Raw genomic sequence first — 25,891 nt, forward strand, 5'->3', positions numbered from 1 at the left:
TATGACGACCGGGGTACGCCGCAGGATGGGCGTCGAGGAGCGCAAGCAGCAGCTGATCGGGGTGGCCCTCGAACTCTTCAGCCACCGCTCTCCCGACGAGGTGTCCATCGACGAGATCGCCGCGGCCGCGGGGATCTCGCGACCGCTGGTCTACCACTACTTCCCCGGCAAGCAGAGCCTCTACGAGGCGGCGCTGCGGCGGGCGGCCGACGAGCTGGCGGCCAGGTTCGTGGAGCCGCCGCGGGGCCCGCTGGGGGCGCGGCTGCTGCGGGTGATGGGCCGGTTCTTCGACTTCGTGGACGAGCACGGGCCGGGCTTCGCCGCGCTGATGCGCGGCGGTCCCGCGGTGGGCTCCTCCACGACGAACGCGATGATCGACGAGGTGCGGCAGGCCGCGTACGAGCAGATCCTCGCCCACCTGAGGGTCGACGAGCCCTCGGCCCGGCTCGAACTGGTCGTCCGCTCCTGGGTCTCGCTCGCCGAGTCGACGGCCCTGCTCTGGCTGGACGGCCGCCGGGTCCCGCGCGCGGAGCTGGAGTTGCAGCTCGTGCACGACTTCGCGGCGCTGGCCGCGGTGAGCGCCGCGTACGACACGGAGATGGCGGAGATCCTGGTCGGCATCCTCGCCGACGAACCGGCCGACGGTCCCTTCGGGGAGCTGGTGACCCGGCTCGCCGCGCTCGTGCCCCAGGCGGGTGACGTGCCCAGGTCGGGCGACGTGCCCACGTCGGGTGTCGTGCCCGATCAGCGCTTGCGGTAAGACGATTCGAGGTCGCGGATCTCCACGGAGAGCCGGACTCCCTCGGTCGCCTTGACGTACTTCGGCAGCAGGGCGAGGACGGCCTTCGAGAGGCGCTCCTTGGCGTCGTCGGTGCGGCCGAACAGCAGGGCGATCTCGACGTGGACGATGACGTCCTCGGTCGAGCCGTCGCCGACGACCGTCTCCTCGATCTCGCGGAAGCGGGTCTTGCAGGCGTCGAGCGTGGCGTTCACGGTCTCGACGACGAGCGGGTGCAGGGCGAGCGCGAAGCCGCGCCGGTCGAGGGGCGCGGAGTAGTCCACGGTGATCTGCGGCATGGGGGTCACTCCCGGGGAAGGGGCGGGGATGTCGGATGTCTGGCCACACCTTTACGGTGATCGCCATGACCGCACAAGTGACCTTCCGGCAGGCGGACGACCGGGATCTGGACCTTCTGGTGGAGCTGTTCGACGGGCTGGCCCGCTGGATGGTGCGGAACGGGATCGACCAGTGGAAACCGGGCGCGAAGAACGCGGAGCACTTCCGTGGGCGCGTCGCCGCCGGTGAGGTGTGGCTCGCGTCCCACGAGGGCCGGGCGGTCGGCGCGTACGAGCTGTGGTGGGAGGACGAGCAGGCCTGGGGACCGCAGCCGCCGGTCGCCGGTTACGTGCACCGGCTCATGACCGACCGGGACGCGGCGCCCGCCGGGACCGGACGGGTCCTGCTCGCCCACGCGGAGGAGCGGATCGCGGCCAAGGGGCGGGCGGTCGCGCGGCTCGACTCCATGACGAACAACCCGCGGCTTCGTAGGTACTACGAAGCCGCGGGCTACCGGGTGGTCGGCGAGGAGCCGGGCAAGCTCGCCGCCGACGGCACCCGGTACGGGGTCACGCTGTGGGAGAGGGCGCTCAGCCTGCCGTGAAGACGGCCACCGTCCGGGCCGGGACCGTGAAGGTGCCCGAACCGGCCTCGTAGGAGGCGGACTTCACCACGGTGTCCGAGCCGTTCGCCTGGACCGGGTGGAGGGCGTACGTCCCGCCCGCCAGGTCGGCGACCTGCTGTGTCCGCTCCTGCGGGGTCGCGTTGAGGACGACGACCAGGTCGCCGAGGCGCATGGTGATGACGCCCGGGGTCTCCTCGCGGCCGGAGAGCGGGAAGGACAGGGCGGACTGGACCCGGTCCGCCGTGGCCAGCGAGAACACCGGCTCGGTGGTACGGATCTTCTGGAGGTCGCGGTAGGCCGCCGAGGCGCCGTCGATCTGCTCGCAGCCGACCGTCAGGGCCGGGTTCACGAGCAGCGGCTTCCCGTAGGACCACTTGGCCTTGTTGTCGGGGGCCGGGGGGAGGCCGCGGCCGAAGCCGTTGCCGTCGCGGCAGTCCCAGTGGATCGCGTTGAACCAGTCGCCGCTGTCGTACGAGTTGCGGTCGAGGGACTTGGAGCGCAGCAGGTCCGAGCCCGCCTGGGAGAGCGCCGGGCCCTGCGAGAGGGTGGCCGTCGCCATGGCGAGGACCTGCATGCGGGCGCGGTCCGTGGGCGACGTGCCCGCCGGGAGCTTGAAGGCGAGCGCGTCGTACAGGGTCTCGTTGTCGTGGGCGTCGGCGTAGGCGAGGGCCTCGCCGGGGGCGGCGGCGTAGCCGGCCGGGGAGCCGTTGTAGTCGACCTGGCTGCCCTTGACCGTACGGCCCGAGGTGTCGGTGAAGGTGTAGTCGGCGAGGTTGCCGGTCAGGCCGACCTTGATCAGGTCCTGGTAGTGGAGCAGTCGGGCCTTCTGTTCGGCCGGGGTGCCGTTGGCCGAGGAGGAGTTGGGGTCGGTGAAGAGTCCGGAGGCGAAGCCCTGGACGCCCGGGTCCTCGTCGAAGGGGCCGCCGCCGCGCACGGCGTCGCGGGCGCGGTCGGAGAAGGTCGCGACGCCGGTGCCGGCCATGTTCTTCTGGGTGGCCTGGACGAAGCGGGCGTCGTCGGCGATCTCGCCGAAGTTCCAGCCCTCGCCGTAGAGGACGATCGCCTTCCCGTCGACGCCGTCGCGCGCGACGGTCAGCTCGTCCAGGGCCTTCCGTACGGCCAGGATGTTGGCCTTCGGGTGGTGGCCCATGAGGTCGAAGCGGAAGCCGTCGACCTTGTAGTCCTTGGCCCAGGTGACGACCGAGTCGACGACGAGCTTGCCCATCATGGCGTTCTCGGGCGCGGTGTTGGCGCAGCAGGTGGAGGTGGCGACGGTGCCGTCGGCCTGGAGGCGCTGGTAGTAGCCGGGCACGATCCTGTCGAGGACGGACTTGTCGGACTGTCCGGCGGCGACGGTGTGGTTGTAGACGACGTCCATGACCGTGCGCAGGCCGTTGCCGTTGAGGGCCTGGACCATCTGCCGGAACTCGACCGTGCGGCGGGTGCCTTCGGGGTCGGTGGCGTAGGAGCCCTCGGGGACGGTGTAGTGCAGCGGGTCGTAGCCCCAGTTGTAGGCGTCCTTGGCCGCCGCGGCGGCGACGCAGGCCTGCTGCTCCTCGGAGTCGGGGGCGTAGACCTTCAGGTCGCAGGCGGGTGCGGTCTGTCCGGACTTCTTCTCGGGGATGGTGCCGATGTCGAAGGCCGGGAGGAGGTGGACGTAGGAGGTGCCGGTGGCGGCGAGCGCCTTCAGGTGCTTCGAGCCCTTGCTCTCCTGGTCGGTGAAGGCGAGGTAGGTGCCCTTGTGGCCGGCCTTCGCCGTCGGGTCCGCGATCGAGAAGTCGCGGATGTGGAGCTCCTGGATCTGGGCGTCCCGCAGCGGTACGGCGGCGGGCTTCTTCAGGGACTTCCAGCCCCGGGGTGCGAGCCGGGTGTCGGTGAGGTCGACGGCGAGGCTGCGGGCGGAGTCGGTGGTGAGGGCGGTGGAGTAGGGGTCGGTGACGTGGTTGGTGACGATCTTCTGGACGCTCGGGGCCCAGACCTTCACCGCGTACCGGTACGGCTTGCCCGTCCAGGACTTCGGTCCGGTGACGGACCAGACGCCGGAGCTGTCGTCGCGCCGCATGGGCACGGTCCGGCCGTCGAGTTCCAGAGCGAGCGACAGGGCGGTGGGGGCCCAGACGGAGAGGGTGGTGCGGCCGTCGTGGAAAGTCGGCCCCAGGTTCGCTCCGGTGGCCTTCTTCGCGTACAGGTCGTCGAGGACGCCGGCCGTCTGGACGCCGGTGGCGGCGAGCAGGGCGCCGTTGGCGGCGCGCTGGGTGGCGATGAGCTGGCCGCGCAGGGAGGCGCGGACCCGGTCGGCGTCCCGGGCGTCGAGGGTGAAGGCCGGGTACTCCTTGAGGTGCGGGTACTTCGCCTTCTGGGCGTCGCTCAGGGAGGAGGGGGCGAGCCGGAGCCACTGGCCCTCGCCGCTGAGGGCCCCGTCGGTGACGGTGATCCCGCCGTCCTTCGCGTACACCAGCTGCTGGCTGGTGGCGTCGGTGGTCTTGACCTTCCAGACGACGGTGTTCCGGTCGATCCACTGGGCCTCGGCCTTGGTGAGGTCGAGGTTCGGGGCGCCGCCGACCGTCGGGAGCAGGTACTTCTGCTGTCCGGACAGGGCCCAGATCTCGTGGCCGTAGGTGGCGAGGTCGAGGGACTGGTCGGTGGGGAGGTCCTTCTCGTCGCCCTTGTGGAGGATGTACGAGAGGGAGGTCGCGCCCTCGGTGAGCGGCACCTCGTAGACGGCGCCGTACGCGTCGACGCGGACCGGCAGGAGGGGCTTGGACCAGTCGGTGGGCTGGGCGGCGCCGGTCCAGGTGTGGAGGCCCCAGCCGTCGTAGTTCCCGTCGGGCCGCTGGTAGTGGATGACGGCCTTGGTCTTGTCCTGCGGGGCGGGCGCGGGTGCGGTGTCGGACTGGCCGTCCTGGCCCTGCGTGATCCAGACCTCGCCGGTGCGGCCGAGGGCGATGCTCCGCTGCGGGCCGTCGGCGGCGCCGTCCTTCTCGACGGTGTACGCGACGGTGGACGCGCCTTCGGGGACCTTGACCCAGGCGAAGGCGCCGTGGGCGTCGCGGCCGGTGAACGCGGCCTCCTGGCCGGCGGCCTTCAGGGTCCAGCCGTCGTAGTTCCCGTCCGCGCGCTGGTAGTGCACGACGGCGTACGGGCGCTCGACGGCGACCGGCTTCTCGGGCGCGGGGACCTGTCCTGCGGTGGTGGTGGCGGTGGCGCTCGCGGTGCGGCCCGTGCTGTCGACGGCGACGGCCTTGTAGCGCAGGGCGGTGCCGGCGGCGGCGGTCACGTGCTGGGTGACCTTGTAGGGCGCGTGGTCGGCGGTGCCGAGGACCTGCCAGGGGCCGTTGCCCGTCTGGGCGGCGAAGACGACCCGGTTGAGGCCGCCGCCGGTGACGTCGGCGGAGAGCTCGACGGTGCCGGTGGCGCCGGCGGCCGGGGCGTCCAGCGACAGGGTGGGCCCGGTGGCCGGGGCCGGGACGGGCCGGTCGGCCTTGAGGACCAGGGAGGAGAGGGCCGGGACGGTGACGGTGACCCTGCCGCCCGTCGCGGTGTACGCGCCCTGACCCCCGTACAGGGCACGGAAGTCCGCCGAGTCCACGGGGACGGTGACGGTCTTCTCGGTGGTCGCGCTGTTGGTGGCGACGAGGTACTCGGCCCGCGTCTTCGCGTCCGTACGGGAGAAGGCGTAGACGGAGCCCTCGGCGAGCCGCTCCCGCTGGACGCCGTCACGGAGGGCCGGGTGCGTCTTCGTCAGGCGCGACAGCTCGGCGACGGACGCGTAGACGGGGTGCTTCGTGTCGTACGCGTCGGTGGCGTGGGTGCGGTCGGTGCCGAGCTGGTCGTCGTCGAGGTAGTCGGCGGCCTGGGCGGCGAAGAGGGGCTGGCGGGCGTCCTTGTCGCCGCCGGCGCCGGTGAAGCCCTGCTCGTCGCCGGAGTAGATCACCGGGTTGCCGCGGGACAGGAACATCAGCTCGTTGGCGAGCTTGGCCCTGCGGAGGAGTTCGGCGTCGGAGGCGTTCGGGTTGTCCTGCTTGAGGAAGGTGCCGATGCGGCCCATGTCGTGGTTGCCGAGGAAGGTCACCTGCTCGTAGGCGTTGGCCTTGTCGGTGGTGTACCGGTAGTCCTCGGCGAAGACCTTCGCGAGGCGGTCGGCGCCGGCGCCCTGGGAGGCGAAGGCGCGGGCGGCGTCCTGGAAGGGGAAGTCGAGGGTGGCGTCGAGGCGGCCGCGGGTGACGTACGGGGCGGTGACGGTGGTGTCGGCGGAGTAGACCTCGCCGAACATGAAGAAGTCCTCGCGGCCGCGCTTCTTGGCGTACGCGTCGAGGGCGGTCGCCCACTCGGTCCAGAAGTCCAGGTCGACGTGCTTGACCGTGTCGATGCGGAAGCCGTCGATCTTGAAGTCGCGGACCCACTTCTCGTAGATCTTCCTCATGCCCTCGACGACCTCGGGACGCTCGGTCCACAGGTCGTCGAGGCCGACGAAGTCGCCGTACTCGGCGGACTCGCCGGCCCAGGTGGAGTCGCCCCGGTTGTGGTACATCGTGGGGTCGTTGAGCCAGGCCGGGACCTTGGTGTTCGCCTTCTCGACGGGGGTGTACGGGAAGGAGCCGGCGTCGACCTTCCCGATCGCGTCCCGGTCGTCGAAGGGGCGGCCGTCCTTGTCGAGGTACGGGTAGGCGCCCTTGGGGCGGTAGCCGTACTTCTTCTCGGCGTAGTCGACGGTGTCGGCGGTGTGGTTGGTGATGACGTCGAAGAAGACCTTCATGCCCTTGGCGTGGGCGGCGGCGATCAGCTTCTCCAGGTCCTCGTTGGTCCCGAAGTGCGGGTCGACCTGGGTGAAGTCGGTGATCCAGTAGCCGTGGTAGCCGGCCGAGGCGTCCTTGCCCTCGCCCTGCACGGGCCGGTTCTTGAAGATCGGGGCCATCCAGATGGCGGTGGTCCCGAGGCCCTTGATGTAGTCGAGCCGCTGGGTCAGACCCTTGAGGTCGCCGCCCTGGTAGAAGCCCTTGTCGGTCGGGTCGAAGCCGGTCTGGGTGCGGCTGCCGGTGAGGCCGCCGCGGTCGTTCGAGGTGTCGCCGTTGGCGAACCGGTCCGGCAGCACGAAGTAGAACTGCTCGCGGGTGAGGTCCTGGCGGGCGGGCTGGGCCGCGAGCGTCCGGTCGGAGGGCGGGGCGGGTGCCGTGCCGGCGGCGGTGGCAGCGGTGGCGGGAGTGAGGCCGACGGCCAGTGTGGCCAGGAGGGCCGTGACGGCGCTGGGCCGCCGTCTGATGCGGGACACGTTGCTCCTCGGAGAGTTGGGTTCCCCCACCCCGCCCCTTCCCGTCCGTGTCGACGAGCGGCTCCGCCGCGGGCTGCCGGGGGCCGGGAGGGTTGGGGGGAGCGGGGCCAGGGCGCCCGCTGCCCCCGGCAGGGGCGGCGGCTTCGCGCCGCGGGGCGAAGCCGCGCGCGGGGAGCGGGCGGGGCGAGTGTGGTGGCTAGTTCCGGAACGTGTCGTCGAGGACGACTCGTCCCGAGGCGGGGACGGTCGCGGTGCGGTTGGCACCGGACTCCCAGGTCACGTTTCCGGCGGCGTCCTTGCGGAGGTACTTGTACTCGAAGGCCGTTCCGGCGGGCAGGCCGACGGTCAGCTTCCAGACGGGGTACGCGGCCGGGTCGAGCTTGAGGGCGGAGGCCGGGGCCCAGTTGCCGAGCTCGGCGCGGTTGCCGGTGACGTAGATGTTCTGGCCGACCACGGTGGTGGCGTTCACGCTGAAGGCGGCGCCGGCGGTGGCCGGGGCCGTCGTCGGCGGGGTCGTCGTCGGCGGAGTGGTCGGGGTGGTGCCGCCTCCGCAGGTGGTGGCGTTCACGTGGAGGGCCACGGCCGTGTTGGCGGCGAGGGTGGCCGTGAACTGGCCGGACGCGTTCACCGTCACGCCCGTGTTCGACTGGACGTCGCAGTAGGCGCCGGGGGCGAGCCGGGTCTGGAAGGTGCGGGTGAGCGCCGAGGACTCGTGGTTGATGGCCACGTAGGCCTTGGAGCCGCGGCCGAACGCTATGGCGTTGTTGCCGTTGTCCCACCAGTCGGTGACGGACTGGCCGCGCGCCGCGTTGCGGAAGCCGACCATGGAGGAGATCTCGCGCCAGGCGTGCTGGCACTTCCAGCCGTCGCTGTAACAGGCGTTCACCTGGCCGCCGTTCGGCGGTCCGGCGTCCTTGTCGGTCCACTCGTAGCCGGAGTGGACGTCCGGGGAGCCGTAGGGCCAGGCGAGCATGAAGACGGAGGCGAGGGTGTAGTTCGCGCCGTCCTTGTAGCTGAGGGTGTCGCCGCCGCGCTCGGTGTCGTGGTTGTCGACGAAGACACCGGACTGGCCGGAGGGCATGTAGCCCCAGGACTCGCCGAAGTTCTTGAGGTAGGAGAGCTTCTCGCCCTGGACGATGCGCTTGAGGTCGCGGGCGTAGCGGAACTCCTGGACGTCTCCGCTGCCGAGGTACTCGCTCGGGGAGACGGCCTCGCCGGCGCCGTGGATGGCCTCCAGCTTCCAGAAGGCGTGGGGGTTGCTCAGCCGCGACTTGATGTTCGCGAGGTCGGCGGCCGGCATGTGCTTGGCGGCGTCGATGCGGAAGGCGTCGACACCGAGCGAGAGCAGGTCGTTCAGGTAGCCCGCTATCTTCCCGCGGACGTACTCCTCGCCCGTGTCGAGGTCGGGGAGCTGGACCAGTTCGCAGTTCTGGACGTTGCCGCGGTCCTGGTAGTTGGTGATCGAGGAGCGGCAGTCGTCCATGTCGGAGCCGGAGTAGAGGCCCGGGTAGTCGTACTTGGAGAACGGGGTCCCGCCCGTTCCCGTGCCGGAGCCGTTCGCCATGTGGTTGATGACGGAGTCGGCCACGACCTTGACGCCGGCCGCGTGGCAGGTGTCGATCATGTTCTTGAAGGCGGTGCGATCGCCGAGACGTCCGGCGATCTTGTAGCTGACCGGCTGGTACGAGGTCCACCACTGGCCGCCCTGGAGGTGTTCCTGGGGCGGGGAGACCTGGACGTATCCGTATCCGGCGGGGCCGAGACGGTCGGTGCACTCCCGGGCCACCGAGGCGAACTTCCACTCGAACATCACCGCGGTGACGTCCTTCTCGCCGGGCGGGGTGGCCTGCGCCGGGGGGTTCACCGCGACGGCCACAGCGGCTCCCGCCACGAGGGCGAGTGCAGCTGCCACGGTCTTTCGGGCCATGATTCCTCCTGCTGACTTCACTGTCGCAAGAAGTTACTGAAAATGTCAGCAACTGTTTTCAGCCGTGACCGTACGAGTGCCCCGACGCCCGGTCAACCCTCCGGACGCCGCTCCGGACCCCTCGACGCAAGTTGTTACGAAAGGACTTGCGACACCCTGCCGGGCGGCTGCGCGGTGGAGCCGCGGACCACCAGCTCCGGCTGGAAGACGAACTCCGTGCGCTGCACGGGGTTCCCCTCGATCTCCTCCAGGAGCGCGCCGACCGCCGCCGTCGCCATGGCCTGCACCGGCTGGCGCACGGTGGAGAGCGGCGGGCTCGTGAAGGCGATGAGCGGCGAGTCGTCGAAGCCGACGACGGAGACGTCCCCCGGCACGTCGAGGCCCCGGGCGCGGACCGCGCGGATGACGCCGAGCGCCATCAGGTCGGAGGCGCAGACGATGCCCGTGCACCCCTCGCCGAGCAGGATGTCGGCCGCCGCGTGCCCGCCCTCGACGCCGAAGAGCGTGGGCCTGATGAACCGTTCGGCCTCGGCGCGTTCGATGCCGAGGAGCTCGTACAGCTCGGCGGTGAAGCCCTCGGCCTTGCGGCGCGACGGCACGTACCGGGTGGGGCCGATGGCGAGCCCGATCCGCTCGTGGCCCAGCTCGACCAGGTGCCGCACGGCCATGCGGGCCGCGGCCCGGTCGTCCGGGGAGACGAAGTTGGCGTCGATGTGCTCGTTGTAGCCGTTGATGAGGACGTACGGCACGCCCCGGTCGCTCAGCCGGGCGTAGCGCGCCGGGTCGGCGGAGGCGTCCGCGTGCAGCCCGGAGAGGAAGACGATGCCGGCCACCCCGCGCTCCACGAGCTGTTCGACGAGCTCGTCCTCGGTGGCGCCGCCGGGCATCTGGGTACAGAGCACCGGCGTGTAGCCGTGGCCGGCGAGGACCTGTTCGACGACCTGCGCGAACGCCGGGAAGATCGGGTTGGTCAGCTCGGGCACGACGAGCCCCACGAGGCCCGCGCTGCGGCGTTTGAGCCGTACGGGACGCTCGTAGCCGAGCACGTCGAGCGCGGCGAGCACCTTGTGCCGGGTCGCTCCGGCCACCCCCGCCTTGCCGTTGAGGACGCGGCTGACGGTGGCCTCGCTGACCCCGGACTGGGCCGCGATGTCCGCGAGCCGCGGGGCGCCGTTCCCGGCGCCCCGCGGCAGGGGGATCGTCACACCGCCCACCAGACGGTGGTGTCGGCGGGGAGTTCCACCGTGTCTTCGTCGTCGACGGCGACGACTCTGATCTCCTCGTTGGAAAGGAGGAACCGGCCGGGCAGCGGGACGGAGATGGCCCGGCCGGTGGTGTTGGCGGTGCAGACGAAGCCGTCGCGCCGGAAGGCCAGGACGCCTTCGGGCGCCTCCAGCCACTCCAGGGCCTCGCCCGCACCGAGTTCGGGACGCTCGCGGCGCACGGCGAGCGCGCTGCGGTACAGCTCCAGGGTGGAGCCGGGGTCGCCGGTCTGCGCCTCGACGCTCAGCGCGCCCCAGGTCGCGGGCTGCGGCAGCCAGGAGCCGCCGTCGCCGAAGCCGTACGAGGAGCCCTCGACGGACCACGGGATCGGCACCCGGCAGCCGTCGCGGAAGCCGTCCTGGCCGCTGGCCCGCCAGAAGGACGGGTCCTGACGGACCTCGTCGGGCAGGTCGGTGACGTCCGGCAGGCCGAGCTCCTCGCCCTGGTAGACGTAGGCCGAGCCGGGCAGGGCCAGCATCAGCAGGGTCGCGGCCCGGGCCCGGCGCAGGCCGAGCTCGCGGTCGCCGGACTCGCGCAGCTGGGTGCCGAGGCCCGCCGGGTTGGCGAAGCGGGTGGCGTGCCGGGTGACGTCGTGGTTGGAGAGCACCCAGGTGGTGGGGGCGCCGACCGGGCGCATCGCGGCGAGCGACTCGTCGATGACGGTACGCAGCTCGGCGGCGTCCCAGTGGGTGCCCAGGTACTGGAAGTTGAAGGCCTGGTGCATCTCGTCGGGGCGCACGTAGTTCGCGGTGCGGTCGACGGTCGGGGTCCAGGCCTCGGCGACGAGGACGCGCTCCCCGTCGTACTCGCTCAGCACGTTCCGCCAGGAGCGGTAGATCTCGTGGACGCCGTCCTGGTCGAAGAAGGGCATGACGTCGTTGCCGAGCAGCTTCAGCTGGTCGTGGGCGCCGATGTCGGGCAGACCCTCGGCCTTGACCAGGCCGTGGGCGACGTCGACGCGGAAGCCGTCGACGCCCATGTCGAGCCAGAAGCGCAGGATGGAGCGGAACTCGTCGCGTACGGCCGGGTGTTCCCAGTTGAAGTCGGGCTGCTCCGGCGCGAAGAGGTGGAGGTACCACTCTCCGGGGGTGCCGTCCGCTTCCTGGGTGCGGGTCCAGGCGGGGCCGCCGAAGATGGACTCCCAGTCGTTCGGCGGCAGTTCGCCGTTCTCGCCCTTGCCGGGGCGGAAGTGGTAGCGCTCGCGCAGCGGCGATCCGGGGCCCTCGCGCAGCGCCCGCTGGAACCACTCGTGCTGGTCGGAGGAGTGGTTGGGGACGAGGTCGACGATGATCCGGAGCCCCAGTTCGTGTGCCTCGCGGATCACGGCGTCGGCGTCGAGGAGCGAGCCGAACATCGGGTCGATGGCCCGGTAGTCGGCGACGTCGTAGCCGGCGTCGGCCTGCGGCGACGCGTAGAACGGGGAGAGCCAGACGGCGTCGACGCCGAGTTCCTTGAGGTACGGCAGCCGGCTGCGGACGCCCTCCAGGTCGCCCATGCCGTCGCCGTTGCCGTCGGCGAAGCTGCGCGGGTAGACCTGGTAGATCACCGCGTCTCTCCACCAGCCCGTGTGCGTGCCGGTGGTGGGGGCGTCGGCCGGGGCGGCGAGATGCTGGGTCATGTCTTCCCTGGGAGGTAAGGAGGTACGTTCGGGCGGGGTGTTCAGGGCCGTCAGCCCTTGACGGCACCGGCCGACATGCCGGTGACGAGGTGCCGCTGGGCGAAGAGGAACACCAGGGCGGCGGGGACGGCGATGAGCACGGAGGCCGCGGCCATCGGGCCCCACTGGGCGCCGTACTGGTTGACGAACTTCTGGAGTCCGCCGGCGAGCGTGAGGTTCTCGTCGCCGACCATGAAGGCGGAGGCGTAGGCGACCTCGCCCCAGGCGGTGATGAAGGAGTAGAACGCGGTCACCGCGATGCCCGGCTTGGCGAGCGGCAGGATGAGCCGCCAGAAGGTGCCGAACGGGGTGAGTCCGTCGACGTAACCGGACTCGTCGATCTCGCGCGGGATGGTGTCGAAGAATCCCTTCATCATCCAGGCGCAGAACGGGACGGCGATCGTCAGGTAGGTGACGACCAGGCCGACCGGCTGATTGAGCAGGCCCATCGACGACATGATGTTGTAGATCGGCACGATGAGGACGGCGACCGGGAACATCTGCGTGATGAGCAGGGTCCACATCAGTCCGCGCTTGCCGGGGAAGCGGAAGCGGCTGACGGCGTAGCCCGTGGTGGCGGAGATGAAGACGCCGACGACGGTGGTGAGACCCGCGACGAGCAGCGAGTTGGCGAACCAGGTGAGGAACGGGGTGTCCCTCAGGAGGTTCGTGTAGTTCTCGAGCGTCGTCTCCTTGAAGAAGTCCGTCGTGATCGCGAACTCGGCGGGCTTCAGGGAGGTCAGGAGCACCCACAGCACCGGGAAGACGGCGATCACGGAGGCCACGATCAGCGTGACGTGCAGGGCGACCGAGGCGAGCGGCGAGCGGCGGCCGCGCAGCGGGGCGTTGGCCTGAGCCTGGGGAGCGGCACGGTGGGTGGCACGGCGGGTGGGGGTCGTGGTCGTCACCAGACTTCTCCCTGCTTGCGGAGGACTCGCCGGTAGACCGCGGCGAAGAGCATCAGGAGGACCAGGATCAGCACGCCCCACGTCGACGACTGGGCGAAGTCGCGGGGACTGACCTCGAAGGAGAACTTGTAGGCCTGCGTGACGAGGATCTGGGTGGCCTCGCCGGGCCCGCCCCGGGTGAGCAGGAAGATCACCGGGAACATGTTGAAGGTCCAGATGGTGGAGAGCAGGATCACCGTCGTCGAGACCGAGCGGAGCCCGGGCATGGTGATGTGCCGGAAGCGCTGCCAGGCGTTGGCGCCGTCCATCTCGGCGGCCTCGTACATCTCGCTGGGGATGGACTGGAGCCCGCCGAGGAGGGCGACCATCATGAACGGGACGCCGAGCCAGACGTTGACGAGGATGACCGAGAACTTGGCCCAGGTGGGGTCGTTCAGCCACGGGACGGCGTCGATGCCGCCGCCCGCGAGGAGCTTGTTGAGCAGGCCGTTGTCCTGGTTGTAGAGGAAGCGCCAGGCGAAGACGGAGACGAAGCCGGGCACGGCCCAGGGCAGGATCAGCAGCAGCCGGTAGGCGGAGCGGCCGGCGATCTTGCGGTTGAGGATGTTGGCGAGGCCGAGACCGAGGGCGAAGGTCAGCGACACACAGGACACCGTCCACACCAGCGTCCAGCCCAGGGTGGAGAGGAACTGGCTGCCGGTGAGCGCCTCGGTGTAGTTGTCCAGGCCCACGAACTCGTAGGTGGCCGGGATCTCGTTGACGCCGATCGACCGCGCGACGTTCCGCTCGTTGGCGTCGGTCAGCGACAGATAGATGCCGCGGATCAGCGGGTAGCCGATGATCACGGCGATCACGGCGATCACCGGGGCGACCATCGCCCAGGCGTACCAGTGGGTGGAGAGTGAGCGCTTCGCCGCGCCCCGCTGCTTGCCAGTTCCGCGGCTCCGGCCGCGGGCGACAGTGTCGCCCGCGGCCTTCGCCACCGACTGGCTGGGGGTGTCCACAGCCATCAGCCGGCCTGCCTTCCTTCCTCTTCCTGCTTCATCGCCTGCTACTTCGCCTGCTGCTGTCCTGCTACTTCCAGTCCTTCAGGAGCTTGCGGTAGGCGTCACCCGTCGCCTTGGCGCCGGCGTCCGGGGAGGTCTGGCCGGTGAGGACCTTGGTGTACTCGGTGACGAGCGGCGCGAAGAGGCTGCCGGTCTCCGGGATCCAGGGGCGCTCGACGGCCTTGTCGACGACCGGCTTGAAGAACGTGATCATCTCGTTGGTCGCGACGTCCGGCTTGATGTAGACGGACTGGCGGGTCGGGAGGAGGCTGAGCTCCTTCGCGACCGTCGCCTGCGTCTCGGCCGAGGTCATGTACTCGGCGAAGGCGTAGGAGGCGTCGAGGTTCTTGGAGCCCGCGTAGACGGCGAGGTTGTGACCGCCCTGCGGGGCGCCCTGACCGGCGGAGCCGGCCGGGACCGGGGCGATGCCCAGGTTGGCCTTGTCCTTGAACTCCTTGCCGGCGTAGGTGTCGGCGACGGCCCACGGGCCGTTGATCATCATGGCGACCTTGCCGTCCTTGAAGGCCGTCTGCATGTTGTTCCAGCCGTCGGTCGCGTCGGTCTTGGCCGCGCCGGAGTCGACCAGGTCCTTGACGACCTTGAAGCCCTTCACGCCCGCCGGGCTGTCGACGGTGATCGTCTTCTTCTCGGCGTCGACGAGGTTGCCGCCCTCGCCGTACAGGAAGGAGAGGAACCAGTACGCGTCGTCGCCGCGGAGGTACAGGCCGGTCTTGCCGGTCTTCTCCTTGATCTTGGCGGAGACGGTCTTGAGCTCGTCGATGGTCTTGGGGACCTCGACGCCGGCCTCCTTGAAGATCTTCTTGTTGTAGAAGATGCCCATGGAGTCGATGACCTGCGGGACACCGTAGGTCTTGCCGTTGTACTTGGTGGAGGCGGCGGCCTGCTCCAGGAAGTCGTCCGCGCCCTTGAGGGCCGCGGTGCCGTCCAGCGGGGCCAGGTAGCCGAGGTCCGCGAACTCGGGGGTCCAGGCGACCTCGGAGCGGATGACGTCGGGTGCGCCGGAGCCGGACTGGGCCGCGTTCTTGAACTTGTTCTGCGCCTCACCGAAGGGCACGTTCACATACTTGACGGTGACCTTGGGGTGCTTCTTCTTGAAGTCCTCGGCGACCTTCTTGAAGACCTTGTCCTCGGAGCCGACCGTGGACGTGTCCCACCAGGTCACGGTGCCGGAGAGCTCGCCGGAGCCCTTCGAGCCGCCGCCGTTCGAACCGCTGTCACTACCGCACGCCGCCAGGGAAACTCCCAGGGCCGCGACCAGCGCGGTGGCCGCTATGCCACGCCGCATGTGAACTCCTTCAGTGATCCCGGGGAAGACGAGGGGCTGGAACCTTCCTCATTGCGACCGCTCCCTCGCGGCGCTCCGGGTTGGCAGGAACGTAACAGGGATGAAAACGAGCCGAAAGAGCTTGCGTGAAATTTCTGCAAGACCCGGGGATCGTTACATCCGCGTGTCCCGAAGGTTGCCGAAGGGCCCGTTGACAGGGGCCGGAGCAGGCCACTTCCGGACAGAACGACCCCACGAGAGCTCACCGCCCTCACGCGCGCCGCCTCGCAAGCCCTGCAAGACCTTGCGAAACCTCACGGAATCCGCCCCGAATCCACCCCTCCGGGCGTTCGGTGGGCAATACGCGCTGTGACCGGTACAGTCCATCCTCATGACCGCGCGGCTTGCCGATATCGCAGCCCAGGCGGGGGTCAGTGAAGCCACAGTCAGCCGCGTGCTCAACGGCAAGCCCGGTGTGGCCACCGCCACCCGTGAATCCGTGCTAGCCGCACTCGACGTGCTCGGCTACGAGCGGCCCGTACGACTGCGTCAGCGCAGCGCCGGGCTCGTCGGTCTCATCACCCCCGAGCTGGACAACCCGATCTTCCCCGCGCTCGCGCAGGTCATCGGGCAGGCCCTGACCCGGCAGGGGTACACACCGGTCCTGGCCACCCAGACCCCCGGCGGATCCACCGAGGACGAGCTCACCGACATGCTGGTGGAGCGGGGCGTCTCCGGCATCATCTTCGTCTCCGGGCTGCACGCCGACACCACCGCCGACATGACGCGCTACGACCAGCTGCGCGGCAAGGGCGTCCCGTACGTCCTCCTCAACGGCTTCTCCCCCAAGGTCCAGGCGCCCTTCGTGTCGCCCGACGACCGGGCGGCGATGCGGCTCGCGGTGACGCACCTGGCCGCGCTCGGCCACACCCGGATCGGGCTCGCCGTCGGCCCCAAGCGCTTCGTCCCGGTGCTGCGCAAGATCGAGGGCTTCCGGAAGGGCATGGAGGAGCGGCTCGGTCTCGGCCCCGAGGAGTCCGAGGAGCTGATCCAGCACTCCCTCTACACCCTGGAGGGCGGCCAGGCGGCAGCGGGCGCGCTGATCTCCCGGGGCTGTACCGCCGTCGTGTGCGCGAGCGACATGATGGCGCTCGGCGCGATCCGGGCGGCCCGGCAGCAGGGGCTCGACGTGCCGCGGGACGTCTCCGTCGTCGGTTTCGACGACTCCCCGCTCATAGCGTTCACGGATCCGCCGCTGACCACCATCCGCCAGCCCGTGCAGGCGATGGGGCAGGCCGCGGTCCGCGCGCTGCTCGAAGAGGTCGGGGGGACCCCGGCACCGCACTCCGAGTTCGTCTTCATGCCCGAGCTGGTCGTGCGCGGGTCGACGGCGTCGGCTCCGTCTCCCGTATCTCCTTCTTGAGGGGGAGCGGGTGCGGCCGGAACCCGACCGGGGGATGATCGGTCGAGGGGACTGGATCTGGCAAACTCTCTGCCTATGGGTGAAACGACCGTGAAGAGTTTGGACGACCGGACGACCCCGTCGTCACCCATCGTGGCCGACGGCAGGTGGTCGCGCCTGCGTGCGCGCGTGCCGCGCCGTCCCACGATCTGGTTCGAGATCGCGCTCATCGCGATCAGCTACTGGACGTACTCGCTCATCCGCAACGCGGTACCGGAGCAGAAGGCCCAGGCGCTCGAGAACGCGGACTGGATCTGGCAGGCCGAGGAGTCCTTCGGCCTCGCCTTCGAGCACGCCGTCAACCACGCCGTGAACTCGGTGACCTGGCTGATCGTCTCGATGAACTACTACTACGCCACGCTGCACTTCATCGTGACCATCGGTGTGCTCGTGTGGCTGTACCGATGGCAGCCGGGCCGTTACGCGGCGTTCCGTACCATCCTGTTCGCCACCACCGGTGTGGCCCTGGTCGGTTACTACCTGTACCCGCTCGCGCCGCCGCGGCTCATGACCAGCCAGAACTTCATCGACACGGTGCTCGTGCACGAGACGTGGGGCTCGATGGCCTCGGGCAACCTCAAGCACGTGTCGAACCAGTACGCGGCGATGCCGTCGATGCACATCGGCTGGTCGCTCTGGTGCGGGCTGACGATCTTCCTCCTGGCCAAGGCGCCCTGGGCGAAGATCCTGGGCCTGCTCTACCCGACGGTCACACTCGTCGTGATCGTCGCGACCGCGAACCACTTCTGGCTGGACGCGGTCGGCGGGATGATCTGCCTGGCCTTCGGCTTCCTGGTCTCGTACTTCTGGTACGGCTCCCGGCCGCACAAGCTGCCCAAGCTGGTGGAGCCGGCCGTGACCGTGGCCCGGGGCGGTCCGCGCCCCGCGACGGAGGACACGGCCCCCGAGGCGGCGGGACAGGACACGGACGCCGAGAGCCCGGTCGGCTCCCGCAGGTAACCCTGCGGGCAGCCCTGGCCCCTGTCGAGCCGGCGCTCACGGGATGCTCGCCGCCCGTCGGGGACGGCTACGCCCCGTAGAACAGCTCCTCGACGATGGCCCGGGCACGGCGGGTGACGCGGCGGTAGTCGTCGACCAGTTTCCCGACGTGACCGGGGACGTACCCCAGGTACCGTCCGACCGCCGCCAGCTCGCGCGGGTCCGAGGGGAACGTGTCGCCGGGGCGGCCGCGGACCAGCATCACCGCGTTGCGTACGCGGGTGGCGAGGACCCAGGCATCGTCGAGGGTCTGCGCCTCCTCCGTCGGGATCAGCCCCGCCGCGTGCGCGGCCGCGAGGGCCTCGCGGGTACGGGTCGTCCGCAGCCCCGGTTCCGCCCAGCCGTGCCGCATCTGGAGCAGCTGGACCGTCCACTCGACGTCGCTCAGGCCGCCGCGCCCCAGCTTGGCGTGGAGCGTCGGGTCGGCGCCGCGCGGCAGCCGCTCGGACTCCATGCGGGCCTTGAGGCGGCGGATCTCGCGGACCGCGTCCTCGCCGAGGCCCTCCGCGGGGTAGCGCAGCGGGTCGACGAGCTCGATGAACCGGTCGGCCAGTTCCCGGTCGCCCGCCATGGGTTCGGCGCGCAGCAGTGCCTGGCTCTCCCAGACGAGCGACCAGCGGCGGTAGTAGGCCTCGTACGACTTCAGGGTGCGGACCAGGGGTCCGCTCTTGCCCTCCGGCCTGAGGTCCGCGTCGATCAGCAACGGCGGGTCGGCGGTCGGGAGCTGGAGCAGTCGCCGCATCTCCGCGACCACCTTGCTCGCGGCCCGCGCCGCCTCCTGCTCGTCGACGCCCTCGCGCGGCTCGTGCACGAACAGCACGTCGGCGTCGGAGCCGTACCCCAGCTCGTGGCCGCCGAAGCGGCCCATGCCGATGACGGCGAACCGGGTCGGGAGGGTGTCGCCCCACTCGGCGCGCACGACGGCCCGCAGGGCGCCCGCGATCGTCGCCGCGTTCAGGTCGGTGACGGCCTCCCCCACCCGGTCGACCAGCGCGCCGGGGTCGGGCTCGCGGGGGTTGTCCTCGGTGCCGTACGAGCCGATGAGATCGGTCGCGGCGGTACGGAACAGCTCCCGGCGGCGCACCCCGCGGGCCGCCGCGACGGCCTGCTCGGCGTCGTCCGCGCGGCCCACGGCCGCCAGGACCTCCTGCTCCAGGTGGTCCCGGCCGCGCGGCTTCAGCCCCTCCGGGTCGCCGAGGATCGCGACCGCCTCGGGGGCGCGGAGCAGCAGGTCGGGGGCGAGGCGGCCGGCGGAGAGCACCCGGGCGAGGTTCTCGGCGGCGGCGCCCTCGTCCCGGAGGAGCCGGAGGTACCAGGGGGTCTTGCCGAGGGCGTCCGAGACCTTGCGGAAGCCGAGGAGGCCGGCGTCCGGGTCGGCCGAGTCGGCGAACCAGCCGAGGAGCACCGGCAGCAGCGTCCGCTGGATCGCGGCCTTGCGGCTCACGCCGGCGGAGAGCGCCTCCAGGTGACGCAGGGCGGCGGCCGGGTCCTGGTAGCCGAGGGCTTCGAGGCGCTGTCCCGCCGCCTTGGGGCTGAGCCGGATCTCGCCGGGGGCGAGCTGGGCGACGGCGTCGAGCAGCGGCCGGTAGAAGAGCTTCTCGTGCAGCCGGCGGACGACGGCCGCGTGCCGCTTCCACTCCTTGTTGAGCGCGGTGACCGGGTCGGTGCGCAGGCCGAGGGAGCGGCCGAGGCGGCGCAGGTCGGCCTCGTCCTCGGGGACGAGATGGGTGCGGCGCAGCCGGTACAGCTGGATGCGGTGCTCCATGGCCCGCAGGAAGCGGTACGCCTCGTCGAGCTGGGCCGCGTCCGCGCGGCCGACGTAGCCGCCGCCGGCGAGCGCGGCGAGCGCGTCCAGCGTCTTGCCGCTGTGCAGGCCGGCGTCGCTGCGGCCGTGCACGAGCTGGAGGAGCTGGACGGCGAACTCGACGTCCCGCAGCCCGCCGGGGCCGAGCTTGAGCTCGCGCTCGACCTGGGCCGCGGGGATGTTGTCGACGACCCGGCGGCGCATCTTCTGCACGTCGGGGACGAAGTTCTCGCGCTCGGTGGCCTGCCAGACGAGCGGGGAGACGGCGTCGATGTACTGGGCGCCGAGCTCCGGGTCGCCCGCCACGGCGCGCGCCTTCAGGAGCGCCTGGAACTCCCAGGTCTTCGCCCAGCGCTGGTAGTAGGCGAGGTGGGAGGAGAGGGTGCGGACGAGGGGGCCGTTGCGGCCCTCGGGGCGGAGGTTGGCGTCGACCGGCCAGATCGTGCCCTCGATGTTGGTCTCGGAGCAGATCCGCATGAGGTGCGAGGCCAGCCGGGTCGCGGCCTGGAGCGCCTTGCCCTCGTCGGCGCCTTCGACGGGCTCCCCGACGAAGATCACGTCGACGTCGGAGACGTAGTTGAGCTCGTGGCCGCCGCACTTGCCCATCGCGATCACGGAGAGCCGGCACTGGGCGGCGTCGGCGGGCTCGGCGGTACGGGCGATGGCGAGCGCGGCGCGCAGGGTCGCGGTCGCCAGGTCGGCGAGCTCGGCCGCCGTCTCGGCGAGGTCGATGGTGCCGCACACGTCACGGGCCGCGATGGCGAGCAGGCAGCGGCGGTAGGCGACGCGCAGCGAGACGGCGTCGGTGGCCTCGGCGAGCCCGTGCTCGAACTCGGCGACGCCCGGGTGCAGGTCGGCCGCCTCGTACGTGACGAGGGACTCCCAGTCGCGGGGGTGGCGGGCCAGGTGGTCGGCGAGCGCCTCGGAAGCGCCGAGCACCCCGAGGAGCCGGTCCCGGAAGGGCTTCGCGGAGAGCAGGGTGGCGGTGAGGGTCTGCCGCTCGGTCTCGGGCTGGGCCTCGACGAGGCGGACCAGGCCGCGGAGGGCCAGATCGGGGTCGGCGGTGGCACCGAGGGCGTCGAGGAGGACGGCGTCGCCGCGGAGGGCGGACAGCTCGGGCACGTCGAGGAGCCGTTCGGCCCCCGACGGATCGGTGAATCCGTGGCGCAGCAGACGTGAGAAAGTACTGCTTCTGCGTCCCGGCACCGTCATCCGACCGCTCCCTCCAAGCAGGTCCCGTCCCAGGTCTCCCACAAGGTCGGGCCCGGGGGATCGAGCCTATCCGGAGTGGGGAGCGCGGGCGCCCAGGCCTTCGGATCGAAGCGGATCACACGTGACATCTCGCACATTGATCGCTTTTCGCACCCGATGAACCGTATTTCTTGAAAGTCCGTCTTGTTGTGCGTGCATCACCCCCGCACGCCCGTCCTCACGCCCGTCCTTCTGTGAAAGCGCGCCCTCACCGATGCCCGTCCGCCTCACCCGCTCTCCCGCCGCCTCCTCCCGCCGCGGGGTCTCCCGCCGCAGGGTCGTCACGACGGCCGTGACGACCGTCCTGGTGGGCGGCACCTTCGCCGGTCTGCTGTCGGTGACGACGGCACCGGACTCCTCGGCGGCGTCGGCCCCCCTGCCCCCGCGGACGCCGCCGGAGGGGAAGGTCCGCCCGGTCGAGGCGGGGGCGAAGGAGCGCGCGGCCGAGGCGCCGGCCGCCGCCTCCGACGGCGCGTCCGTGGTGCAGATCGTGGCGCACCCCGACGACGACCTGTTCTTCATGAACCCGGACACCTCCCAGTCCATCCGCTCCGGCAACGCCCTGACCTCCGTCTACCTCACCTCCGGCGAGTCGGACGGCGTCAACGCCCGCCCGCGCGACGCCGCCGGGGCCGAGCCCGACAAGGCGGGGTACGCGGAGGCCCGGCAGAACGGCATCCGCGCCGCGTACGCCGAGATGGCCACCGGCAGCCGCACCAGCCCCTGGAACCGGGTCGCGATCCCGACGGCCGGCGGGGCGACCGCCGAGCTGGACACCCTGCGGGCGAAGCCGCACGTGAAGCTCGTCTGGTTGCAGATGCGCGAGGCCGGGGCGACCAACGGCGACCGCCCCGAGAGCCTGAACGGCCTGTGGCACGGCCGGATATCCGCGCTCGCCTCCCAGCGCGCCTCCGGCACCCCGGTCGCGGCGGACTTCACGTACACCAAGGACCAGGTCGTCGCGACGGTGACCGGGATCCTGGAGCGCTTCCGGCCCACCTTCGTCCGGATGCAGGACCCGACCTCCGGCAAGGTCGCCGGCACGGACCGCTACCAGGACCATCAGGACCACCTGTACGGGGCGCGGTTCGTCCAGGCCGCGCTCGCCCGGTACGCGGACGTCCCCGGCCACCCGCACGTCGGCGTGCAGAACTACCTCGGCTACCCGACCAGCGTCCTGCCGCACACCCTCGACCCCGAGACGGCGGACGCGAAGCTGAAGACCCTCAAGACGTACGCGTGGATGGACGGGGTCAACGACTGCGGGACCTCCTCGGGCTGCGGTGATCTGAAGGTGGCCGCGCGGCCGGCGGGCCGGGGCTGGGCGCAGACCATCCGGTACGCCCGGGGCACCTCCACCTCCTGGGTGCAGCGCGACCGGGACGGCGCGCTGCACGCCTTCTCCGTACTCGACGGGCGCCTCGCGACCTGGCGGAAGGCGGCGGACGCGACGGTGTGGCAGGGGCCTGTGCTGCTGCCCGGCGGCGGCCTGGACAGCGGGGTCACCGCCACCCTGCTGCCCGACGGCCGGCTGGCCGTCTTCGGCACCCGGACGACGATCGGCGTCGGCCCGGCGGACTACCGGCGCGAGGTGGTGACGACCGAGCAGACGGCGGCGGGCGGCACCGGCGGCGGTGTCTTCGGCCCGTGGCGTTCGCTCGGCTCGCCCGAGCTTGACGACGTCGGGGGCACCTCCGACATCAGCGCGCCCGCCGTGACCCTGGGCCTCGACGGCCGGGCGACCCTGGTCCTGCGGGACAGCGGTCACCGGCTCGTGGCGCGCGAGCAGGGCGCGGACGGCCGGTGGGGTCCGTGGCGGGCGCTCGGCGGCGCCGACGTGCACGGCGACCCGGTGGCGGCGACCGACGCGACGGGCCGCGGGTACGTCTTCGCGAGCACTCCGAACACCGTCCTGGCGTGGGCGGCGCAGCGCCCCGGCGGGCCGCTGACCGGTCCGGTGCGGACGGGGCTGCCGCCGACGACGCTGGCGCTGAGCGCGAACGCGGCGCCGGGCGGCGAGGGCGTACGGCTCTGGTTCCGCAAGCCGGCCTCCAACGACCTGCGGACCGCCGACTTCTCGGGCGCGGGCCTGACCTCCCCGATGCGGGAGCTGGCGGGCGGCGTCGCGGGCTTCGGCCCGGTGAGCGGTTCGGCCGGGGGTACGGTCGGCGGCGCGGTGGGGGGCCCGGCGGGCTCGGCGGACGTCGGCGGCATGCTCGCGGTCCGCTCCCGTACCGGCGTCCTGGCGACGGCCCCGCTGGGCCGGGGCGGGACGCGGCCGACGTGGCGGCTGGAGCGGTTCCTGTTCGCCGGGGCGCCCGACGCGGGGACGGACGGGGTCGCGGCGATCGGCCTGAACGGCCGGCTGCACTGGACGCCCGCGGACCGCTGAGTCCGGACGCCCGCGGACCACTGGGTCCGCGTCGGGCGTCGGGCGCCGGGTCCGCGCCGGGCGTCGGGTCCGCGCCGACCGCCGGGTCCACGTCGGGCGCCGGGTCCACGTCGGGCACCAGGTCCTCGGGCGCCGACCGATGAGTTCCGTCGGGCGGACCGGTCTCCCCTGTGTGGCCCTTCCCGTGGGTCACGGCGAAAGGACGGCCGGTCATGGATCCGCGTACTTTTCTCGACCCCCGCTACAGCGACCCGAAGGCGGCCCCGCTGCCCTGGTCCGACGCGGCCGCCCGGCTCGCGGCGGCCGAGGTCTTCTGGCTGACGACGGTCCGCCCGGAGGGCCGCCCGCACGTCACGCCGCTCATCGCGGTCTGGTCGGCGGGGGCCCTGCACTTCTGCACCGGGCAGGACGAGCGCAAGGCCCTCAATCTCGCGGAGAACGCGTCGGTGGTCCTCACCACCGGCTCCGCGGCCCTCGGCGAGGGCCTCGACCTCGTCGTCGAGGGCGAGGCGGTCCGGGTGACGGACGAGGCCCGGCTGCGGGAGCTCGCGGAGGCGTACGTGGAGAAGTACGGCCCGCACTGGCGGTTCGAGGTGCGGGACGGGGCGTTCGCGGGCCACGGTGGTAAGGCCCTGGTGTTCGCGGTCGCGCCTCGTACGGTCTTCGGCTTCGCCAAGGGTGAACCGTTCGGCCAGACCCGCTGGCGTTTCCGAGGAGCAGAGGAGCGGACGTGAACTGGACCCTGGAGGTCGTCCCGGTCCCCGTGACCGACATCGACCGGGCCAAGGAGTTCTACGGCGACAAGTGCGGCTTCACGATCGACCTGGACGCCGACTTCGCACCGGGCATGCGGATGGTGCAGCTGACCCCGCCGGGTTCGCGCTGTTCGATCGCGCTGCTGAGCGGCATGCCGGCGATGCCGGGCACGAAGGAGATGGCCCCGGGGAGCCTGCAGGGCCTCCAGTTCTGCGTCACGGACATCGAGGCGGCGCGGGCGGAGCTGGTGGGCCGGGGCGTCGACGTCTCGCCGGTGATGCACGTCGACGAGTCGGGCTGGAAGGAAGGGAAGGGCGGCACCTGGAACGCGTTCATGGCCTTCGAGGACCCGGACGGCAACGGCTGGCTGGCCCAAGAGGCCCCGTCGGAGCTGTCGGAACGCTGAGGGCGGCCACGGCCTCCGCGGTCCAGTGCCCGGCCGCGCCGGGGCGGCCGGCGAGATAGACGGCGACCTCGGCGGGCCGCCACGCCCCGGCGTCGTGCAGCCCGGCGGCGAGGTACCGGAGGTACGCGGCGGAGGGCGGCCGCAGTACCTCCGGCATCGGCCACGGAGCGGTGAAGGTAAGAACGGGCAGGCCGTCACCATCACCGTCGCCGCCATCGAGGAACCCGGCACAGACGAGGGTCTCGTAACGCCCCGGACCGAGCGCGCAGCGCCCGGTGGCGAGCGCCTCCGTGAGGTCGAGGTCGCTGCCGGGCGGCCGGTACATCTCCTGTGCGGCGATGTCGGAGAACTGGCCGAGGGTGAGCAGGTGGGCGACGGCCCAGGCGGTGCCGTCGGCGGCGGGGTCGTAGAAGGCCCGGCCGCCGCCCCACACGGGCGACTCGGTCGCGAAGTACACCTGCCCCGGCAGCAGGAGGGCCACCGAAGCCTCGGGCCCCTGTGGCTCCCGGCACCCGGGAAACGCCCGCGCGGCCCCGGGCGGCCGGCCGCCGGCGAGGTAGTACCCGAGGCGCTCGGCATGCGTGTTGGAACCGTAGGCGGCGTACCAGACACGGGAGGGGGCGCGGGAAGAGACGTCCGACATGCCGTCAGACGCTAGCGCGTGCGGGCCCCTAGAACCCCAGGTAGAAGTGGCGCAGCTTGTCGTCCTCCGCCACGCACGGCATCCCGGCGGCCTCCATCACGCGGTGGGAGGCCGGGTTGTCGAGGTCGGCGTCCCCCTTCACGCCTTCGGCGCCGGCCTGCCGGGCCAGCTCAAGGAGCGCTCGCAGCGCCTCGGAGGCGTACCCGTTCCCGCGCGCCCCGGGCACGATCCCGTATCCGATGGTGGCGACCCCGAGCTCGTCCGGCGGCCCGTGGAACCCGATCCCGCCGACGGTGACCCCGCTCTCGAGGAGCCGTATCGTGTAGGGCCGGAACACCCCCGGATCCCCCCGCTCGGCAACTCCCCGCAGAAATCCGGTGCTGGAGCGGACGTCCCCGTCGCCGGGATACCCCTCCGCCCACAGGTCCTGGTCCCCGGGCTCGCGGGCGACGATGCGCTCGGCCTCTCCCACGCTCAACGGGTGCAACGTAAGCCGCTCGGTGGCGACAGAATCGATCTTCACCGGTGCAGTCTGATCCGCCCCCGCCCCCCGGGCAACGCATTTCCTTCCGGCAGCAGCCGCACACTCCGACCTGGGTCGACGTGCCGGACGCCTGATGCCCGCCGACCCGCCACCGTCCCGCCGGAAGGGGGACGTCGGCCTGCTCCGGCATCCGCGTGTCGCCGGGGTAGGGCACCCCGAGGTCGGCACCGGCCTCGGCCGAGTCCATCAACACGGCGGCCCCGTCCGTCTCCCAGGCGCCGCAGTCCTCCCACGGGGTGTCCGGGGCGTCCAGTACGGCCTCCGCCGCAGCGATCAGCTCCTCCTCGGAGTCCGCGCAGATCCACCGCACGAACGCCTGCCGCTCAGGCAGGTACAACGTCGTCGCGGGCTCGTCCCCCAGCACGAGCACCCGGGTGCCCCCCGTCCCGGCACCGATCACTCCGGCCAACTCGTCGACTCCGCAGGCCCGGTCGTAGTCGTCGGGAACGTCCCCGTCCCCGACGATGATCCCTTCCTCCGTACACCCGCCCCACTCCCGCAGCGCCGTCACCGGCACCACGACGAGCGGCCCACCCATGGAGGTGACCCAGTTCGTCATGCGCCGCAGTGTGCCACCGGCCTCTGACACTGCCGGAC

The 25,891-nt window shown here is 71.6% G+C and carries 18 protein-coding genes and 1 pseudogene; 7 read left to right on the plus strand and 12 right to left on the minus strand.

Annotated elements, in window-relative coordinates:
- Nucleotide 1 precedes the first annotated feature (1 nt).
- Entirely contained in the window at nt 2-760 is a 759-nt protein-coding gene (locus tag ACFWWU_RS33320; protein WP_384151540.1) for a TetR/AcrR family transcriptional regulator, read from the plus strand.
- Here the strand turns inward: ACFWWU_RS33320 and ACFWWU_RS33325 are convergent.
- Complete coding sequence (locus ACFWWU_RS33325; protein WP_384151543.1) at nt 745-1,077, minus strand: 5-carboxymethyl-2-hydroxymuconate Delta-isomerase; 333 nt, start codon at nt 1,075-1,077, stop codon at nt 745-747. The two genes, ACFWWU_RS33320 and ACFWWU_RS33325, sit on opposite strands and share 16 nt — an antisense overlap.
- 65 nt (nt 1,078-1,142) lie before the next feature.
- Here ACFWWU_RS33325 and ACFWWU_RS33330 point away from each other — a divergent pair, with 65 nt between their 5' ends.
- On the plus strand, nt 1,143-1,661 hold the full coding sequence (locus tag ACFWWU_RS33330) for a GNAT family N-acetyltransferase (protein WP_384151546.1): 519 nt from the start codon (nt 1,143-1,145) through the stop codon (nt 1,659-1,661).
- Here ACFWWU_RS33330 and pulA read toward each other — a convergent pair.
- From pulA to ACFWWU_RS33365, 7 genes are all read right to left on the minus strand, one after another.
- The gene (gene pulA / locus ACFWWU_RS33335; RefSeq protein WP_384151709.1) at nt 1,648-6,942 is read right to left on the minus strand and encodes a pullulanase-type alpha-1,6-glucosidase; all 5,295 of its coding nucleotides are present in this window, start codon (nt 6,940-6,942) and stop codon (nt 1,648-1,650) included. The genes ACFWWU_RS33330 and pulA overlap by 14 nt on opposite strands.
- A gap of 205 nt (nt 6,943-7,147) precedes the next feature.
- The gene (locus ACFWWU_RS33340; RefSeq protein WP_384151549.1) at nt 7,148-8,878 is read right to left on the minus strand and encodes a carbohydrate-binding module family 20 domain-containing protein; all 1,731 of its coding nucleotides are present in this window, start codon (nt 8,876-8,878) and stop codon (nt 7,148-7,150) included.
- Between the two features lie 134 nt (nt 8,879-9,012).
- Nucleotides 9,013-10,092: a LacI family DNA-binding transcriptional regulator gene (locus ACFWWU_RS33345; RefSeq protein WP_317594431.1), complete on the minus strand. Its 1,080-nt coding sequence runs from the start codon at nt 10,090-10,092 to the stop codon at nt 9,013-9,015.
- Complete coding sequence (locus ACFWWU_RS33350; RefSeq protein ID WP_384151552.1) at nt 10,080-11,759, minus strand: glycoside hydrolase family 13 protein; 1,680 nt, start codon at nt 11,757-11,759, stop codon at nt 10,080-10,082. The genes ACFWWU_RS33345 and ACFWWU_RS33350 overlap by 13 nt, the downstream gene beginning before the upstream one ends.
- Nucleotides 11,760-11,809: 50 nt before the next feature.
- On the minus strand, nt 11,810-12,706 hold the full coding sequence (locus tag ACFWWU_RS33355) for a sugar ABC transporter permease (RefSeq protein WP_384151555.1): 897 nt from the start codon (nt 12,704-12,706) through the stop codon (nt 11,810-11,812).
- Entirely contained in the window at nt 12,703-13,716 is a 1,014-nt protein-coding gene (locus ACFWWU_RS33360) for a carbohydrate ABC transporter permease (RefSeq protein ID WP_384151558.1), read from the minus strand. Before ACFWWU_RS33360 ends, ACFWWU_RS33355 begins: the two co-directional genes overlap by 4 nt.
- Nucleotides 13,717-13,780: 64 nt before the next feature.
- Entirely contained in the window at nt 13,781-15,058 is a 1,278-nt protein-coding gene (locus tag ACFWWU_RS33365; protein WP_384151561.1) for an extracellular solute-binding protein, read from the minus strand.
- Nucleotides 15,059-15,428: 370 nt separating this feature from the next.
- Between ACFWWU_RS33365 and ACFWWU_RS33370 the strand changes: the two genes are divergently transcribed.
- Both ACFWWU_RS33370 and ACFWWU_RS33375 read left to right on the plus strand, forming a co-directional pair.
- Entirely contained in the window at nt 15,429-16,460 is a 1,032-nt protein-coding gene (locus ACFWWU_RS33370; protein WP_384151564.1) for a LacI family DNA-binding transcriptional regulator, read from the plus strand.
- Nucleotides 16,461-16,535: 75 nt separating this feature from the next.
- On the plus strand, nt 16,536-17,459 hold the full coding sequence (locus ACFWWU_RS33375; protein WP_384151567.1) for a phosphatase PAP2 family protein: 924 nt from the start codon (nt 16,536-16,538) through the stop codon (nt 17,457-17,459).
- Nucleotides 17,460-17,526: 67 nt separating this feature from the next.
- Here ACFWWU_RS33375 and ACFWWU_RS33380 read toward each other — a convergent pair whose 3' ends face one another.
- A complete protein-coding gene (locus ACFWWU_RS33380) occupies nt 17,527-20,514 on the minus strand; it encodes a bifunctional [glutamine synthetase] adenylyltransferase/[glutamine synthetase]-adenylyl-L-tyrosine phosphorylase (RefSeq protein WP_384151570.1) in 2,988 nt (995 codons plus the stop codon).
- Between the two features lie 253 nt (nt 20,515-20,767).
- On the opposite strand from ACFWWU_RS33380, the gene ACFWWU_RS33385 reads away from it, so the two are divergent.
- The 3 genes from ACFWWU_RS33385 to ACFWWU_RS33395 all read left to right on the plus strand — a co-directional run bounded on the left by ACFWWU_RS33385 (nt 20,768) and on the right by ACFWWU_RS33395 (nt 24,107).
- Nucleotides 20,768-22,945, plus strand: a complete 2,178-nt coding sequence (locus ACFWWU_RS33385) for a PIG-L family deacetylase (RefSeq protein ID WP_384151573.1) — start codon at nt 20,768-20,770, stop codon at nt 22,943-22,945.
- Between the two features lie 212 nt (nt 22,946-23,157).
- A complete protein-coding gene (locus tag ACFWWU_RS33390; protein WP_384151576.1) occupies nt 23,158-23,679 on the plus strand; it encodes a pyridoxamine 5'-phosphate oxidase family protein in 522 nt (173 codons plus the stop codon).
- Nucleotides 23,676-24,107 (plus strand): VOC family protein, encoded by a 432-nt coding sequence (locus tag ACFWWU_RS33395; RefSeq protein ID WP_384151579.1) that lies wholly within the window; start codon nt 23,676-23,678, stop codon nt 24,105-24,107. The genes ACFWWU_RS33390 and ACFWWU_RS33395 overlap by 4 nt, the downstream gene beginning before the upstream one ends.
- Here ACFWWU_RS33395 and ACFWWU_RS33400 read toward each other — a convergent pair.
- The 3 genes and pseudogenes from ACFWWU_RS33400 to ACFWWU_RS33410 all read right to left on the minus strand — a co-directional run.
- The gene (locus tag ACFWWU_RS33400) at nt 24,034-24,750 is read right to left on the minus strand and encodes a histone deacetylase (RefSeq protein WP_384151582.1); all 717 of its coding nucleotides are present in this window, start codon (nt 24,748-24,750) and stop codon (nt 24,034-24,036) included. The genes ACFWWU_RS33395 and ACFWWU_RS33400 overlap by 74 nt on opposite strands.
- Before the next feature lie 28 nt (nt 24,751-24,778).
- Nucleotides 24,779-25,273 carry a GNAT family N-acetyltransferase gene (locus ACFWWU_RS33405; RefSeq protein ID WP_384151585.1) on the minus strand — a complete coding sequence of 165 codons (495 nt, stop codon included), beginning with the start codon at nt 25,271-25,273 and terminating at the stop codon, nt 24,779-24,781.
- Nucleotides 25,274-25,379: 106 nt separating this feature from the next.
- A pseudogene (locus ACFWWU_RS33410) lies at nt 25,380-25,853 on the minus strand (Imm21 family immunity protein); the annotation flags it as partial.
- Nucleotides 25,854-25,891 lie beyond the last annotated feature (38 nt).

It is taken from the genome of Streptomyces sp. NPDC058650, from assembly GCF_042717315.1.
Classification (GTDB): domain Bacteria; phylum Actinomycetota; class Actinomycetes; order Streptomycetales; family Streptomycetaceae; genus Streptomyces.